This window comes from Pseudomonas sp. MF6747, assembly GCF_963890955.1.
GTDB lineage: Bacteria > Pseudomonadota > Gammaproteobacteria > Pseudomonadales > Pseudomonadaceae > Aquipseudomonas.
In genome coordinates this window covers 1-14,120 of sequence record NZ_CAWPSZ010000026.1, presented here as the reverse complement: position 1 = coordinate 14,120, position 14,120 = coordinate 1, and the positions used below count along the sequence as shown (strand labels likewise).

Sequence of the window (14,120 nt, the reverse complement as noted above, 5' to 3'; positions counted from 1 at the left end):
CGCGTCGCGCGGGAATAATCCGCCCGTTACCAATCACGAACTGAAAGGAACCCCCGCCTTGCCACTGATAGACAGTGAAACCCTCAAACCTGCCTGTGAGGTTTATCAGGCTGCCCGGGAAGCCTGGGATGCCGCCATGACAGCGCTGGCGAAGGCTAATACCGCCCAAGTGTCGCCCTCGGAGCTGCAACGGCTGCATGACGAAGTGCACCAAACGCATGAGGCCGTGTTTGCGGCCGGTGCCGAGCTGGCCGAGGAAGTGGCCGCCGCCATAAGCGGGATTGAGCGCGCCGCGCGGGAGTGACCTGCAGGATTACCAATAACGCCGCTTATGTCAAAAAGGCCCCCACACTTACGCCAGGTGTGGGGGCCTTTTTTTGTGCACTCGGAAACCAGAACCCCCTAGACTGGTACACCAGCCCCCCCTAGACTGGTTTTACGCACTGACTCTCACTTACTCGAAAAGGAATTGCCCCATGCCGTTGCCCGTCACGCCGTACTTTGAACAGCGCCTGGCCTCCCTTCACGCGCTTTCCCCTGACGTGGCCAAACTGGCCGAGGCTATCGCTGACGCACAATTGCCGGAGGTGTTGGCGGAATCGGCACACAGCCAAACAGAAAAGCTCTTTGATCGCCTGGATGCAGTGGCTTGTCAACAACCCCGGTGCGTGTACCGTCTTGGCGTTTGGCTGTATTCCCTGGTGGCCTTTAAAGCGCTGACCCGCGCCCATGCGGATGTCTTTATCGATTTTGCGACAGTGCTGGGCGGGCCTGACGGAGTAGTTGAAAATGAGCATGCGTGACAAAAACGTGGCCCGTCTTGACGCGGCCGCCGCGCGGCGCCGGGAGCTGAGGCCATGATCGGGGAGGCCATCCAGTCGGACACGCTAAAAGCCCTGGTCAGTCAGCACGCGATCCGTGAAGCGGTAGTAGGCCGCGTGGCCGGCGACGATGCTAAGTGGACGCTCTCTATCCGTCTGGGCGGTCCTACGGCGCGCCTGGTGCCGGTGCGCTCCCGGCGGGAGGCCTTGCGCACCTGGGCGAGCCTGACGGCCGTAGGCCGCTTTGCTGATGCAGTGGGCCTGCGCGGCTTCACCGTCGAGCTGTGACTACACGCCTTGTTTGCGTGCCGCTTTGTCCAGAGTTTCGGCCAGGATCTGCGCCGAGGTGCTGAGCGCGCTGTAGAGCTTGCCCAATTCCAATTCCGGCATGCTGGAGGGTGCGCGCTGGTACTCGGCGTGTAACCTACGGAAGTCGGCCAGGGTTTCCAGTTCAAACGGCGACAGGTCCAGGGTGATCGACATAGGGCTATCTCGGCAGCGTTACGCGTAACGGGGAAATCCACAGACGAAAAAAAACCGCCTTAGTAGGGCGGTTTTTCTTTGCAGGTCCGGTTAGTGGCCGGGCTTGCATGCTCACAGGGAACACTAGCGTTCGCTGATCCTATCGAGTTTACGGTTTAGCGTAAATAAATAATCGTTATTTAAGATCTACGGTCGATTATTCCGGGCGTTTCGTCGAAAAAACCAACCCCGGCAAACGCCCATTCTACGGGGCTTTGGCCTAATTTATATGCATTTTTGCATTTGTTGAGGCCATCCGCCGCAACACAAAGGCTATTTTTTCATTATATTGCGTGTAGTTCCGCGTTCGTCACCCTTTGAGGTTGGCCGGGCATGCGCGCGAATTTTGGACCGACTGCCACGGGCTAGTAATCCGTGTCGGGTTTTATGCAGGAGGCCCTTAGCCCAGCCGCCTCACAGGGAACACTAGCGTGTTATCCCAAAGGTTCGCGTATCCCGATAAGCGCGCTGGAGGTTAGGCCCAACTACGGGAGGGCCGCAGCATGTTTAAGCTTTTGAAACGTGCGTGGGACTTCGTGGTGGTTTGTGTGCGTCTTCATCACGCTTACGAAACGCTGCGAGACTATCTTGATGGCCTGTAGAGGCTGACAGATGGGACCGTTCTGGCTTTTGCCAGGGCGGTTTTTTTTGGCCTAGGAAAAAGCCCTTGGCGCAGTACGTCGAATCTGAGACAGACTTGAGACGGATTTGAGACACAAAAAAACCGCCGTTGGAGGGGCGGTTGATTTGTGCGTTCCGAATTGGAGTTCGGTTTGCGGTTCGCTGAAAGCGCTGACGAATCGAGCATAAATTACGGTTGCACCATTGCGCAATACGTCCGCGAATAATAACGCCGCTTCATCGTGCATACATTTGAATCATCGTAATGACCCGAATTACTCAACGAAACCTGATAGAAGTGTTCGTGTAATCCACCGAACTGCGCCGAACTCCACGCATATGCGGCTGATTGGGCCATATTTAGGCTGATTTAGCCGTGCTGGTCGGATTGTCTAGATCGTCACGAATGAGCGCAGTCAAGGGCTTGGCGCGAAATTGCATATTTATTTCAAAAAAGCACTAAAGTGCTTTTTTCTGTCGTGGGTTTTGCGGTATTACGTAAGTCGTGGGCAGGTAATGCCCTGGCCCCTTCTGCCGCGTCTGGAAAACGTGCCGGGATTTGGGAGGGCCGACAGACACCTGGCTCGCTGAAAGCGCTGACACCTTTCAGTAGAACCGCTGCCTTGCCCGGTAAGGGCAGCGGGGCCAGGCTCCTTTGAGGAAGCCGCCTATGCGTCTTTTCAAATTGAGTTGCCGCGCCGCGTGGGAAAGTTTCTGCGCGCTCGTAAAGGTCGCCCAGGGCTACCGGGTTTTTTCCTGGCTGCGCGATCACTACGACGACTTTTAACCTGAACAGGCCCCGCACTTGCGGGGTTTTTTTCGCCCATGAAAAAGCCCCGCCAGGTGCGGGGCTTGGGTCTGTGGCGCCTGGTGCTTAGTTTGATCCTTGGGCTGTCCATCCCTTCGCTTTCATGTCTCTCTGAATCAGTTCCATGACATACGCCTTGCGGGTGAGGCGGTGTGTTGCCAGGAAAATGTCCACCTCGGCCTTGAACTCAGCGGGTACCTTCATGTTGAAGTCTACGATATCGCCGCTTGATGGTTTCGCGGTGTGGTTGCCGACTGCTGCTGTATCGCTTGCTGTGGCTGGGGGTTCACCTTTGCCACTGTTGCGCTTTGCTGGTGGCTTAACAGCGACTACTACCGGGGTGGACGTGGATTTTTTGGTGGTCATGGCGGTGATTCCGTATTCGATTGCGGTTAGCATAATAGCTATTTAGCGAAATAGCTAACTTAAGCTGTGAGGGCTTCAAAGCGGGCAACTGCTGCGCTGATAACTTGAGCAGCTTGTTCGCGCGGGCCTTTAAAAGGCGTTTCAATTAGGGATAGCCCCGCATCATGAGCGCGGCTGAAGGCGGTTTTCTTTGGAATAGACCCGTCCAACACATCGAAGCGCGTTTTACCCAAGTAGGTGCGGGCTTCGTCAACCTCAAGGGTGCTGGTCCCTGTCAGGCTTAGAGCGAACACAATGCGATTAACAGGTACACCGTCGCGGTCAACAAGCGCGTTTGCCAGTGCTACAGCGGGCTCCAAATCGTCAAGGGAAACCCCTGTAGGGATGATAACTAGGTCGGCTGCCTTGGCCATTACAGCGGTGGCTTTGCTTGCCTTCGGAGCGCCGTCAAATATCAGCATATCGCAGTTGCTGGCCTTGCTTAGGGCTTGTTCGGGGTTCCCAAACTGGCGGACGGTAATAGTGGGTTCTACGTTCGCTCGCAGGCGGCGCTGCTGCCAGGCAGTAGCTGTGCCCTGATCAATATCCATGTCAGCAATCTCGGTTTGCCATCCCGCCGCGGCAAATGCGGTGGAAAGTGCCCGAGCAATTGAGGACTTAGTGGCACCTCCCTTTTGTGAAACGACTGCGATTATACCGGTCATACGGTCTCCCTCTCTGTGCTAATTAGCGAAATAGCTAAAGATTGGCAGAGTATAAGCGTCGCTCTAAACAGGTCAAGCTATTTAGCTAAATAGCTATTTAGCTAATATGGAAAAGGCGTAAGCTATATGCTGCGCTGGTGATGCTTTGGACTTGGGAGTTGTGCCCTTTGCCGCCCGCTGTGCTGGGGGATGAGCGCACATAACGGATGGCAGTGGGGGTGGTGCGGGAGCGTCGGCCGCTACGTGTACGCAGGGCGTCGCTTGGATGCTCGGCAACGCTGGACAGGGCCAGCAGTATGCATAGAGCGCGGGAGCATAGAACGCCCAGGGTGAAGCCGCGGGCGATCATATGCGGGTGAGTTTTAGCGCCGAGCTTGGATTTTATGCTGGACTCGATGTGACGCATGGCCACGGTGTCGGCCTTAATGCCGGCACCTATCTGGCTGGGGGATTCGCCATTGGCGAGACCGACCAAAACGGCAAGCTCGTCGTTGGTGAGGTTTTGCCCTGGGAAGCCTATAACGTCTTCCCCGACCACTTCGTGTACGGCTTGCATGAATACCTTCCCTGGCTTTTTTTGATTATGCGGCGTTCGATATCTGCAACTGGCCGGTGACGACTGCCAATTTGCGCATTTCCGCAGCCAGCACGACCGCGATATCTGCAATGCTTTCTAGCGCCTCTGTGGTGTCGCCTGTTTCGATTGCCCGTGCTGCCAATGCCTCAATGCCGGAGACTATCGCGGCCTTGTGGTTGATTTGGGACACCAATGCTCGCCGATTTTCCTCGGTGAAGATGGATACGGCGGTGGGATGATCGAGCGAGGCGAGGCTACCTGATGACATGAATACTACCCTGTATAAGTGTTGTTTACACTTTAAGTGTAAATTATAGGTATACGAAAGCCCCAAAAAGGGGCATTCGGTTAGCGGATGTGAGTGATTATGTTAACGCGACCAAGGATTTGTAGGGAGGCTAGTTTTTCCGCTGTGAGCAACTGGTCCGGGTAGTTGTCGCGATCTTCCGCCTGAATTTTGTAACCGCCTTCAAGGTCTTGGCGTATCCAGCGAAGCCAAACTCTGCCATTGATCATCAGGCCAAATAGATCGTCCCGCTGCTGAACGCTGGTCGCCGTCCGGTCTATCAAAACGCGATCACCTTCCTCAATGACGCCCCTCATGCTGTTGTCTTGGGCAACGAATGGCAGTAGCTGGTTATGGTCCAGTCCAAGGTCAGTAAGGAATGTTCGCTTAAAAGCCAAAGAGTCATCACCCACGTCTATGACGCCTTGAGCGGTCGGGATACCTACGGGCTTTGGTACTGTGTAAAGGGATGCTTCAGGGGCTGTTCCGTCGTTGTCGCTGAGGCCGCCGATCCACTCGGGTTTTTTCTTGAACAGTACGCCCAGTTCTACGAATTGTTCTATTTTTGGAGTGCGGATCTGCTGTTCCCAATTCCCGTAACGGGACGGGGTAATGGTCTCGCTAGAAATCTGAGAAAGTCGGCGTGCTGTTTCTTCAACTGTCCAGTCTTCGGCAGTGCGACAGGCGCGAATGCGCTGGGCAATTTTACGGCGAATGTCCGTCATGTTTTCTTGAGTCCTACAAGCGACGTGAGCGCCTGGTTGATCGCTGATCGGGGGCTATTGATCTGAATATACACTCTAAGTGTAAATAACCACAAAAAAAGCTTGCAAAATTGAGGACTGATAGTCAGTCTAAACACTAATAGTGTTTATCGGACTTTAAGTGTGGAATTTACTCCCTGGATTGAAAGCCTAGCCGATAACGATGCCCTGAGCGTCGCGGCTGAGCTATTGGGGGAGAAGCGCAGGACGGTTGCGTCCTGGGTACGTTTTGAACGGGTACCGTCATTTAAAGCCGCCATGAACATCTATGAAAAGTCGGGTGGTCGTGTCGACTTCAACGGCATCTATATGCCTTTTCTGAAGGCAGTAGTGGAAGGCCATGCCCGCTTTTCTTAAGTTGGCTGGCCTGTCTAGCCTGGTGATTGTCCGCAAACTGGAACAGCGTTTTGGTGCGGTTGGCTTCGGTCGACTGATTAAGGTGCTTGAGCTGGTTGGGGAAGTCAGTTTGTCTGTTGCCGATGAGCCTTGTGTCATCGCATGGGCTGATGTTCTGGAAGGCTTGCAGGCTGATGACATGAAGGCCTGGGAGTTTTTGACGTATTGCGAGAAGGCCGGAGCGTTATGCGTAACGCGCGACGAAGGCCGATTGCAGGTGACGCTATGCGCCGAGCTGGCCGCGTTGATGGCCAACGCTCCAGCGGCCTTGGTGATGCCAGGGCCGGTGTTATTTGAGTCGGATGAACAGTGGGCCGAGTGGTTCACCGCCGACTTGAATTGCCCGCTGCACTTAGCCAGTGATGCACAGACCCGCCGGTTGTACCTGCGGTGGTGTGCAACAAACGTGACCGTAGCAGAAATTGAAGCCGCCATAGAGCTGGCAGTTGGGGACGGTAGGGCGCCTTTGCCGGCCGTCTTGCATGAATATTTGAAGACTGTGCGCAACAACAAAATCGAACGTGCCCGCCGCTAATAGGCGTGGCCGAGGGGAATTACTTGTTATTGATTGCACTGTCTGGCGGCACTCCTAAGGAGCGCGTAGAGATTGCGGACCGCCTTGTAACTTCTGGTAAAGGCCAATTTGCTTCATATGCCCAGGCCACGCCCAGCGCTGATTACGCGCTACGCCGGGTTGAGGTGCTGCGCTCCTTTCTGAATGGTCCGGCTGAATCATCCGGCGAACCTTCCCCTGTAGAAGGCTTGGTCATTGCCCACTGCCTTACTGAGCAAGAAGCCCAAGAAATTCGCGTCCGTGGCGGGGCCGTTTGGCATTTGTATAGCCGCCCTTCGGGCTCGGTGAGCATTTGTCTTGGTGATGTGATGGTCACCGATGGCCAGGCAGGTTTCCGTCATGTGCGTGAACCCTTGGAGGCGCTTTCCGAATTGATTCTTTCGCGCCTGGCCAATAACCCATCGGTCCGCGCGACCCTAAAGGGGCTGGCCTGTGACTAGGCCCGCCAGTAGGGCGCTTCCGGGCTATGCATACGGAGATCCGGCCAAAATTGTCGAGGCACAAGAACTGCGGGTAATGGGGTGCGCTGCATGCGTACGTTCGGATTGCATCTTTGGTCGGCGGATCTGCACCAGTGGTCTCAAGTTCCCCGCATGTAAGCAGGGCCACCGCAACGGGTACAAGTTGACGCCCGAAGCTGGGGGTTAAAGGGGAAGGGATGGCAAAGCGCGATATAGCCAGCGCCCTGGAGTTATGGGCGCGCTGGTCAGTACCAGAAGCCCAGCGGGGCACCGGTAAAACGATGCTGGCCAAGCTGATCGACAACAAGGGCGAATTGATCTTTGGAGGCAGCGGCGGGGCCTCTGGCGGGGCTGCTGACAGCCTGGAGCTTCTTATAGAGTCGGCTGTCATGCGGATGTTTGCTGCGGAACCTATGCGCGCCGACGTGCTGCGACTGGAGTGCGGTGCCGCCTGGTGGCAAGTTGCTGCCCGGAGAGGAATAAAGGACTACGACCCACGCGGGATGGGGCGCTTTGAAAAAGCTCTGGCCCTGGGTATTAGTTTGCGAACCTACCGCCGCCGGCTTGCTGAAGCAAAAACAATCATTGATGAGGCGCTTGGAAAGTAATGGATATGCACCCGCTATTTGCTGGATTCCATGGGGTGGATGCTTACGCGGTGGGGGCTGCCCTGGGATTCGCTGTGCATGTAGAGGCTGTGCGTGGTCCGCTTCCTAAAGCGCTCAGCCCGGCGCATCGGGCAATGATAGCTGGGCGTGTTGACCTGTCTGGTTTTCATCTTGCTGGTGGTTGGGGTGCGCCTGGTGTGCATTGCCTGATGTTCGTCAAGCCGCTTACTGACTTGGCGGCAACTTGGTGGCGTGCTGGTGCCACTGATTTCATATAGCGATTTAGCTAAATAGCTCATTAGCGATCATGGCGCCCGGTGCGTCAGGGGTTCGCTTTGCCTAAAAAAAAGACAGCACGCGCTCGCAGGCATCCTGGCGCGCGCTATTGAGGCCCGCACCATGGCTAAAACCCTCACCGTCCCACTCTCCGATTCGGCTATTAAGAGGCATGCGGCCGACCCTTCCATTGGGGAGCTGAAAGACCCTCGGCACCCTCTGCGATTTCGTTACCGTAACGACCGAACCAAAGGCAGTTGGCATCTGATCCGCTTCGACAAGGGCGGTAAGTGGAGGAAGGCCGCGAACTGGCCCGAGGTGCCGGCCAGGCTGATGCTCGAAAGCGTGCCTGTGGTTATGGCTCGCCTGATGACCGACCCGGCAGCGGTTGCTACCGTGGATGGCTGGGAGTCAGTTGGCCAGGTACTGCGCTGGTACGTTGACCGGCTGAAGGTCGATAGAGGGCTATCCAAGGATCGGCGCTCGTCCTCGATGTCGGTGATCAATCGCCAGTTGTTGCCCGCCTTGGACACGCTATCGCTGTGCAAACTCAACCGCGATACGCTCGACCGCCATTTGGTTTGGCATATGCAGGAGGAATACAGCCTGGGCTATGTCAAGTCGGCCCTGGACGTACTGAAGGTGGTGTTTGCGCGGGCGTTGGTCCTGAAGAAAATCACCGTAAACCCCGTGGCCGGTGTGACCTTCGGCAACTTTACCAAAGTCAAGATCCGGCCCAAGGGTGCGCGCCTTCGTCATGTCGTCGTGGTGGATCTGCTGGCTGATTGGGCTGAGGCATTCCAGGCTGACCCAGCGGGCATAGCCTTAATGGTGCTGATGCTGGCCCATGGTACGCGCATCACCGAAACCCGCCTGGCCAAGTGGAAGAATGTCCACCTGCAGGAAGGGGAGTGGTTTATTCCTGGGGCTGATACCAAGTCGAAACGCGACCATCTACTACCGCTGACACCGGCGGCCGTGGCCTTTCTTGATCGGTACCGAGAAAACCAGAAAGCGAGGGGGTATGACGGGGCCTATCTGTTCCCGTCTGCCACTCACTCCGGCCGGCCCATGTCACGTAGCCAGGCGTTTGCCATTTTCACCCGCTACGGCGCCGGCGAATGGACCAGTCACGACCTGCGCAAACTGGCTCGGACCTGCTGGGCCAAGTTTCGCGTGGATAGCCTGGTGGTCAAGCTATTGCTCAACCATTCCTTGAGCGATTTGGAGGCGACCTACTTTCAAGATCGAGGCGAGGACATTAAGCGCGACGCCCTGGAGCGCTGGCACGAATGGCTGAACGCGCAGGGTTTTGACGCGTTGCAGGACAAGACAGGAGCAAGACGCGCCGTTAAGCCCACTGCGCTGGACCCTGCGGGCTGGCTGGCTTAGAGCCCTAAATCAAAATTAATCATATAAGAGGATTTTAAATGACGATGCCGGATCAGCTTTTGGTAATTGGTGAGGGCCCTGGCATTGCGCCTGGCCAGTTCGTGTCGGTGCCTGTGACGGGTCACAACGGTGACGAAAACGAACTGAGCCCCGAGGCGGTACGCAAACGGGAGCAGCGCGAGCGCGAAAAAGCGGCCGGCGTTGAGGTGTTCGAACTGAAAACGGGGCCAGCTGAGCGGGCAATGTTGGCTGAAGGCCAGGCAGCGCGGGGCTCTAAGGGGATTCCATATACCGCAACCGAGTATCTTTTAACGCTGTTGCGAAACGACAACCGGTTGCTGGAAAGGCAGCGCGGAAAGCTCCAAGGGCGCATGTGTAAAAACTGCGATAAGCCTTTGCCACGCGGCTGTGGCGGCACTTGGGCGCGAGAGTCGCGGTGCCTTTTGGCGCGGTCGGAGATAGCCCTGGAGTTGTGAGGTGCAGCCAAAAACCCAAGGGTTGACAGCGCGCGGGTTTTACACGATTAGTGTTAATTTACACGAAAGGTGTTGACAGGCTTGGCCACTTTCCCTATCTTTCACGGCATTGTGGTGTTGTTCCGGCCACGATGCTCATGCGACACAGTTCATTCAGCCCCCGGCCCTCACAGGTTGGGGGTTTTTTTATGCCCCTTCCCCGGACTTCGGGAGATAAACGAGATGCCTAAAATGCTCCTTCCTCCCGAAAAAGATCCGACTTTTCTGCTTTTGCTGCTGATGGCTTTGAAGGAAAACGGCTTGGCCATGGGCCTGGCGTTCGTTCTGGCCTGGCTGCGGATTCAGTACGACGGCAAGGAAACCAGCAACTGGCGCAAGTTTCTGGAAGCTTCGATTGGCTCGCTGATCGTGCTTTCTGTTGGCCTGACGGTGCGGGAATTCAATTTCAGCTATGGCTGGGCGCTGGCAACTTCGGGCTTTGTTGGTGCCCTCGGCATCGAGTACGTCCGCCAGTTCGGCAAGCGCTGGGCGGAGAAAAAGGCGGACTTGAATTGAGGCCGCGCCCGGTACTGATGGTGTGGGTGGTCCTGCTGGCTTATGTCGTCGCGGGGAATTTGGATTGTCGAAAGTCGGAAGCCTGTCAGGCGCCGGCCGTTACGCATAACGAGGGTTCAGCCATGAAGTAAGTCCGGGGCCTTCTCGGCCGTAAGAGACGATGTATTCCCCTCGACAGAAAGCCGGGACGCCGGCGGGATCGCTTGCCCCGACGAGAGAATATCGAGGCCGGAGCGCGTCAGTAGCTGCTGAACCCGAAAGCGGCCCTATGTGCCATTGAGTGCGGCCTGTTAGCCCAGGCGCCGGAAAGCGTAACCGGCTCGATCACTGAGGAGGTCGCATGTTTAAGGTGGATCTGTCACTTGATGCGGCACCTGTTACCAAGGCCCTGCAAGAGCTGGAGCATAAGCACCTTCCCTTTGTTCTCGCCCTGACTAAGACCCGACTGGCCCAGCGGGTCAAGAAGGGCACTATCACGGTGATGAAACAGCGCCTTGATCGTCCGACTCCGACCACGCTTAACAGCCTATTCGTGAGGATGGCCACCAAGACCAAAGACGCCCAGGTCTATTTCAAGGATTCATGGGCGTCCGGCATCCCGGCTGATACCTACCTTCAGCAAGCCGTGAGCGGCGGGCTTCGGCCGCATAAGCGGTTTGAGAAAGCCCTGATCGCTCGCGGGATCATGCGCAGCGGTCAATACGCGGTGCCAACGGCGCCTTTCATGAACCAGTACGGCAACGTGTCGCGCGGCACGATGTTGAAGATCCTTTCGGGCCTGGGTGCTGCTGAGTCAGCTGGAGGCTATCAAGCCAACGCCACCGACAGTGCGCGAAGCAAGCGCAAGGGGAACGCGCACCGGTTCTTTTCCGGTGAGGTCGATGGCACCCGGGGCGTGTGGGAGCGCAAGTCTATGGGCATGGGTGACGCGGTTCGGCCTGTGTTCATTTTCAGCGACTCGGCGCCGCGATATCGCACCATTTTCCCGTTCTTCAAGATCGCGGGGAACATCGTGCAAGCGAACTATGCCGGGGAATTCTCGGCGGCATGGGCTGCGGCCATCGCATCGGCCAAGCCTTGAGCGAAAGGGAGGAAAAAAAGTGAAAAAGTGCTGCTTTTCGTCGTTTTCGTTGGTTTTTGGGGTTGACAGGCGGCCCCCGACCAAAAAGCAAAAGGTACTCCCGGACCCCACCCCTTAAGGGGGTAATTCGGGCCCCGCCTCATCGCTATGTATGACCCTTTTCCAGAGGTTGGTTGTTGTTATGTCTTCCAAGATCACGACGATCACGCGACAGCCGGGCTGGCTGAACAAGAAGAACATGGCCGACAGCCTCGGAATATCGGTGCAAGCCTTTGATAAATGGGACGTCGCGCCAGTCGCGAAGATCGGCCGCGAGTCGTTTTATGACGTCCGGTCGGTGCTGGATAACCGCCTGCAACACCAGACCTGTAAGCAACAACCCGGTGCCGAAGAAGTCGATCCGCTGATTGGTTACAAGATCGATTGCGAACGGCTGCGCCTGACCAAAGAGCAGGCCGACGCCCAGGCACGCAAAAACAAGGTCGGCGAAAAGGAGCTTGTTCCGGTTGGTTTCATGATCTTTGCCCTGTCCAGTCTGTCGGCGCAGTTGGCCTCAACCCTTAACACCATTCCCAAGAGCGTAAAACGCAGGCATCCCGATATTGCTGTGCGTCACCTTGACGCCCTCGAAACCGAGATTGCCGTAACGCGTAACGCAGCTGTGGAGTTGGCTGATCGCGTGCCGGAGCTTCTGGATGAGTACATCGCCTCTTTGGATGAGGCCACTGGTTGACGCTGTCCGGCGCGGGCTGAAAAGCCTTAAAAAAAATGCCCCGATGACGGCGGTCGAGTGGGCAGACGAATACTTTTACATGTCGTCGGAATCCTCTTACGGGGAGGGTAAGTGGACAACTGCGGCTTTTCAGGTGCCTTTGCTCAACGCGATGGGCAATGACCTGATCGAAGAACTGAACCTGCTGAAGTCTGCGCGGGTTGGCTACACAAAAATGCTCGTAGCGAACATCGCCTACAAGATCGAGCATAAGAAGCGCAGCGTCTGCATGTGGAGTCCGACCGACGACGACGCCAAAGACATCATGAAAAAGCACGTCGATCCGATGATTCGCGACGTGCCGGTGATCAAGGCGTTGGCGCCCTGGTGCGGCAAGAAGCACGGTGACAACACCCAAGAATCCAAGGTGTTCGAAAACCGCAAAGTGCTGTGGTGGTTGGGTGGCACGGCCGGCGGCAACTACCGGGAGAAAAGTCCTGATGAAGTCGGCTACGACGAGTTGTCTAACTTTGATGAGGATATCGACGGCGAGGGTTCGCCGACGTTCCTGGGCGACAAGCGTCTAGAAGGGGCGACTTACCCCAAGTCAATTCGCGGGTCCACGCCCAAGCTGGCCGGAACCTGCCAAATCACCCGGGCGGCCGAGGAATCGGCCTACCTGATGCGCTTTCACATTCGCTGCCCGCATTGCCGCACTGAGCAAACGCTGAAGTGGGGCGGGCCGGATGAGCCGTATGGCATCAAGTGGCTGAAGGATGATCGCGGCGAAGTTATCAAGGCCTGGTATCTGTGCGAGTCGGGTCATGGTTGCACGTTCGAACATCACGAAATGATCGAGGCGTCAAATTCGGGCCGGTACATTTGCGAAAAAACCGGCATTTGGACGCGCGACAGCATGGAGTGGTTCGAAGCGGACGATGCGCCGATGCGCACCCCGCGCCGTCTCACGTTCCATATCTGGACGGTCTATTCGACGTTTACGACGTGGGTAAAGATTGCCGACGAGCGAGTCAAAGCCGGCAAGGATCGGGGCAAGCTCAAGACCTTTACCAACACCACGTTGGGCGAGACGTGGGAAGAGGACCAGACCGAGAAGGTCGACTGGGAGTTGCTGCACGCTCGGCGTGAGGTTTACGCCGCGCAGGTGCCGCCGCGCGTTGTCGTGCTGACTGGCTCAATCGACACCCAAGACGATCGTTACGAGCTGCGTGTGTGGGGTTGGGGGGCTGGCGAAGAATCCTGGTTGATTGACCGCAAGATTCTGTACGGCGACCCGGATAGCGCTGTTCTCAAACGCAAAGTCGGGCGAGAGCTGCACCGCATGTACACCCGCGTGGGTGGGGCAAAAATGCGGGTAGAGCGTTGGTGCTGGGACTCCGGCGGCCACCACTCGGATGCCGTACGGGCGGAAAGTCGCAAGCATGGCGTTCATTGGGTGATCCCGATTTTCGGGGCTAGCACCTACGGCAAGCCGATAGCGAGCTTCCCACGGCGCAAAGAAAAGAAGTCAAAGACCTACCTTACCGAGGTCGGTACCGACAACGCCAAAGAGGTGATCTACAACCGCCTCAAGATCCAGCCGGACGGCGAGCGCCCGGTACCTGGGCTAGTTCACTTCCCGGCTGATGATCTGATCTGCGACGGCGACGAGCTGAAGCAGCTCACCAGCGAAACCAAGAAATGGATCATGGCCCGAGGGCGCCGCGTGCTTCGCTGGGATGCCAGCAAGAAGCGAAACGAGGCGCTCGACTGCTTTGTGTATGCCCTGGCAGCGCTACGTATCAGCCAAGAAAAATTCGGCCTCGACCTTGAGTATCTGACCACCCTCAACCCGGCGTCCGGTGTTTGGGAGGTGCTGGAAGAAGAGGATGAGCCGGAAGAACTGGACGAAACCCCGGCGCTAGAAGCCCCGCAAGTCGAGCCGGAGCCGGTACAGGCCCCGGCGGCGATCCAATCTCAACCAGACCACCAGCCAGCCGCCGGCGGCTGGATTGAAACAGGAGCGAGCGCATGGCTTTGAATCCCCAGGACATGCTGGATAAATACCTGCAAGCCGAAGCGGACGTGTTGGCCGGCAAGGACGTTACTTTCAACGGCCG

Annotated in this window: 19 protein-coding genes; 13 read left to right on the top strand and 6 right to left on the bottom strand. The window is 56.8% G+C overall.

What is annotated here, in order from left to right:
- The first annotated feature begins 58 nt into the window (after window positions 1-58).
- From AACW30_RS21195 to AACW30_RS21185, 3 genes are all read left to right on the top strand, one after another.
- Window positions 59-304: a hypothetical protein gene (locus AACW30_RS21195; protein ID WP_200625669.1), complete on the top strand. Its 246-nt coding sequence runs from the start codon at window positions 59-61 to the stop codon at window positions 302-304.
- A gap of 172 nt (window positions 305-476) precedes the next feature.
- Window positions 477-803 carry a hypothetical protein gene (locus AACW30_RS21190; protein ID WP_200625668.1) on the top strand — a complete coding sequence of 109 codons (327 nt, stop codon included), beginning with the start codon at window positions 477-479 and terminating at the stop codon, window positions 801-803.
- 54 nt (window positions 804-857) lie between these two features.
- Complete coding sequence (locus AACW30_RS21185; protein ID WP_200625667.1) at window positions 858-1,109, top strand: hypothetical protein; 252 nt, start codon at window positions 858-860, stop codon at window positions 1,107-1,109.
- On the opposite strand, the gene AACW30_RS21180 is transcribed toward AACW30_RS21185, so the two are convergent.
- The 6 genes from AACW30_RS21180 to AACW30_RS21155 form a co-directional block, all read right to left on the bottom strand.
- On the bottom strand, window positions 1,110-1,304 hold the full coding sequence (locus tag AACW30_RS21180) for a hypothetical protein (protein ID WP_200625666.1): 195 nt from the start codon (window positions 1,302-1,304) through the stop codon (window positions 1,110-1,112). It lies immediately after the preceding gene.
- A 1,534-nt stretch (window positions 1,305-2,838) separates the two neighbouring features.
- Window positions 2,839-3,138 carry a hypothetical protein gene (locus AACW30_RS21175; RefSeq protein ID WP_200625665.1) on the bottom strand — a complete coding sequence of 100 codons (300 nt, stop codon included), beginning with the start codon at window positions 3,136-3,138 and terminating at the stop codon, window positions 2,839-2,841.
- A gap of 59 nt (window positions 3,139-3,197) precedes the next feature.
- Window positions 3,198-3,842: a nucleotide-binding protein gene (locus AACW30_RS21170; protein WP_200625664.1), complete on the bottom strand. Its 645-nt coding sequence runs from the start codon at window positions 3,840-3,842 to the stop codon at window positions 3,198-3,200.
- Between the two features lie 97 nt (window positions 3,843-3,939).
- The gene (locus AACW30_RS21165; protein WP_200625663.1) at window positions 3,940-4,398 is read right to left on the bottom strand and encodes a hypothetical protein; all 459 of its coding nucleotides are present in this window, start codon (window positions 4,396-4,398) and stop codon (window positions 3,940-3,942) included.
- Between the two features lie 25 nt (window positions 4,399-4,423).
- The gene (locus AACW30_RS21160; RefSeq protein ID WP_200625662.1) at window positions 4,424-4,687 is read right to left on the bottom strand and encodes a hypothetical protein; all 264 of its coding nucleotides are present in this window, start codon (window positions 4,685-4,687) and stop codon (window positions 4,424-4,426) included.
- Between the two features lie 80 nt (window positions 4,688-4,767).
- Window positions 4,768-5,430: an XRE family transcriptional regulator gene (locus tag AACW30_RS21155; protein ID WP_200625661.1), complete on the bottom strand. Its 663-nt coding sequence runs from the start codon at window positions 5,428-5,430 to the stop codon at window positions 4,768-4,770.
- Between the two features lie 162 nt (window positions 5,431-5,592).
- Between AACW30_RS21155 and AACW30_RS21150 the strand changes: the two genes are divergently transcribed.
- From AACW30_RS21150 to AACW30_RS21105, 10 genes are all read left to right on the top strand, one after another.
- On the top strand, window positions 5,593-5,826 hold the full coding sequence (locus tag AACW30_RS21150; protein WP_200625660.1) for a hypothetical protein: 234 nt from the start codon (window positions 5,593-5,595) through the stop codon (window positions 5,824-5,826).
- Window positions 5,810-6,400 carry a hypothetical protein gene (locus AACW30_RS21145; protein WP_200625659.1) on the top strand — a complete coding sequence of 197 codons (591 nt, stop codon included), beginning with the start codon at window positions 5,810-5,812 and terminating at the stop codon, window positions 6,398-6,400. The genes AACW30_RS21150 and AACW30_RS21145 overlap by 17 nt, the downstream gene beginning before the upstream one ends.
- 23 nt (window positions 6,401-6,423) lie before the next feature.
- Complete coding sequence (locus AACW30_RS21140; protein ID WP_200625658.1) at window positions 6,424-6,879, top strand: hypothetical protein; 456 nt, start codon at window positions 6,424-6,426, stop codon at window positions 6,877-6,879.
- A gap of 218 nt (window positions 6,880-7,097) precedes the next feature.
- Window positions 7,098-7,508 (top strand): hypothetical protein, encoded by a 411-nt coding sequence (locus AACW30_RS21135; protein WP_200625657.1) that lies wholly within the window; start codon window positions 7,098-7,100, stop codon window positions 7,506-7,508.
- Window positions 7,509-7,907: 399 nt separating this feature from the next.
- A complete protein-coding gene (locus AACW30_RS21130) occupies window positions 7,908-9,176 on the top strand; it encodes a site-specific integrase (RefSeq protein ID WP_200625656.1) in 1,269 nt (422 codons plus the stop codon).
- A gap of 38 nt (window positions 9,177-9,214) precedes the next feature.
- Window positions 9,215-9,652: a hypothetical protein gene (locus tag AACW30_RS21125; protein ID WP_200625655.1), complete on the top strand. Its 438-nt coding sequence runs from the start codon at window positions 9,215-9,217 to the stop codon at window positions 9,650-9,652.
- A gap of 222 nt (window positions 9,653-9,874) precedes the next feature.
- Complete coding sequence (locus tag AACW30_RS21120) at window positions 9,875-10,207, top strand: phage holin family protein (protein ID WP_200625654.1); 333 nt, start codon at window positions 9,875-9,877, stop codon at window positions 10,205-10,207.
- A gap of 340 nt (window positions 10,208-10,547) precedes the next feature.
- Window positions 10,548-11,288 carry a hypothetical protein gene (locus AACW30_RS21115; protein ID WP_200625653.1) on the top strand — a complete coding sequence of 247 codons (741 nt, stop codon included), beginning with the start codon at window positions 10,548-10,550 and terminating at the stop codon, window positions 11,286-11,288.
- 181 nt (window positions 11,289-11,469) lie between these two features.
- The gene (locus tag AACW30_RS21110) at window positions 11,470-12,021 is read left to right on the top strand and encodes a terminase small subunit (RefSeq protein ID WP_200625652.1); all 552 of its coding nucleotides are present in this window, start codon (window positions 11,470-11,472) and stop codon (window positions 12,019-12,021) included.
- On the top strand, window positions 11,984-14,041 hold the full coding sequence (locus AACW30_RS21105; RefSeq protein WP_234452755.1) for a phage terminase large subunit family protein: 2,058 nt from the start codon (window positions 11,984-11,986) through the stop codon (window positions 14,039-14,041). The genes AACW30_RS21110 and AACW30_RS21105 overlap by 38 nt, the downstream gene beginning before the upstream one ends.
- Window positions 14,042-14,120 lie beyond the last annotated feature (79 nt).

Coding starts and splice junctions, on each gene's coding strand:
- AACW30_RS21125 (WP_200625655.1), top strand. CDS start 9,215: ATGACGATGCCGGATCAGCTTTTGGTAATTGGTGAGGGCCCTGGCATT.
- AACW30_RS21115 (WP_200625653.1), top strand. CDS start 10,548: ATGTTTAAGGTGGATCTGTCACTTGATGCGGCACCTGTTACCAAGGCC.
- AACW30_RS21155 (WP_200625661.1), bottom strand. CDS start 5,430: ATGACGGACATTCGCCGTAAAATTGCCCAGCGCATTCGCGCCTGTCGC.
- AACW30_RS21120 (WP_200625654.1), top strand. CDS start 9,875: ATGCCTAAAATGCTCCTTCCTCCCGAAAAAGATCCGACTTTTCTGCTT.
- AACW30_RS21175 (WP_200625665.1), bottom strand. CDS start 3,138: ATGACCACCAAAAAATCCACGTCCACCCCGGTAGTAGTCGCTGTTAAG.
- AACW30_RS21190 (WP_200625668.1), top strand. CDS start 477: ATGCCGTTGCCCGTCACGCCGTACTTTGAACAGCGCCTGGCCTCCCTT.
- AACW30_RS21130 (WP_200625656.1), top strand. CDS start 7,908: ATGGCTAAAACCCTCACCGTCCCACTCTCCGATTCGGCTATTAAGAGG.
- AACW30_RS21105 (WP_234452755.1), top strand. CDS start 11,984: ATGAGTACATCGCCTCTTTGGATGAGGCCACTGGTTGACGCTGTCCGG.
- AACW30_RS21110 (WP_200625652.1), top strand. CDS start 11,470: ATGTCTTCCAAGATCACGACGATCACGCGACAGCCGGGCTGGCTGAAC.
- AACW30_RS21160 (WP_200625662.1), bottom strand. CDS start 4,687: ATGTCATCAGGTAGCCTCGCCTCGCTCGATCATCCCACCGCCGTATCC.
- AACW30_RS21145 (WP_200625659.1), top strand. CDS start 5,810: ATGCCCGCTTTTCTTAAGTTGGCTGGCCTGTCTAGCCTGGTGATTGTC.
- AACW30_RS21170 (WP_200625664.1), bottom strand. CDS start 3,842: ATGACCGGTATAATCGCAGTCGTTTCACAAAAGGGAGGTGCCACTAAG.
- AACW30_RS21135 (WP_200625657.1), top strand. CDS start 7,098: ATGGCAAAGCGCGATATAGCCAGCGCCCTGGAGTTATGGGCGCGCTGG.
- AACW30_RS21165 (WP_200625663.1), bottom strand. CDS start 4,398: ATGCAAGCCGTACACGAAGTGGTCGGGGAAGACGTTATAGGCTTCCCA.
- AACW30_RS21185 (WP_200625667.1), top strand. CDS start 858: ATGATCGGGGAGGCCATCCAGTCGGACACGCTAAAAGCCCTGGTCAGT.
- AACW30_RS21180 (WP_200625666.1), bottom strand. CDS start 1,304: ATGTCGATCACCCTGGACCTGTCGCCGTTTGAACTGGAAACCCTGGCC.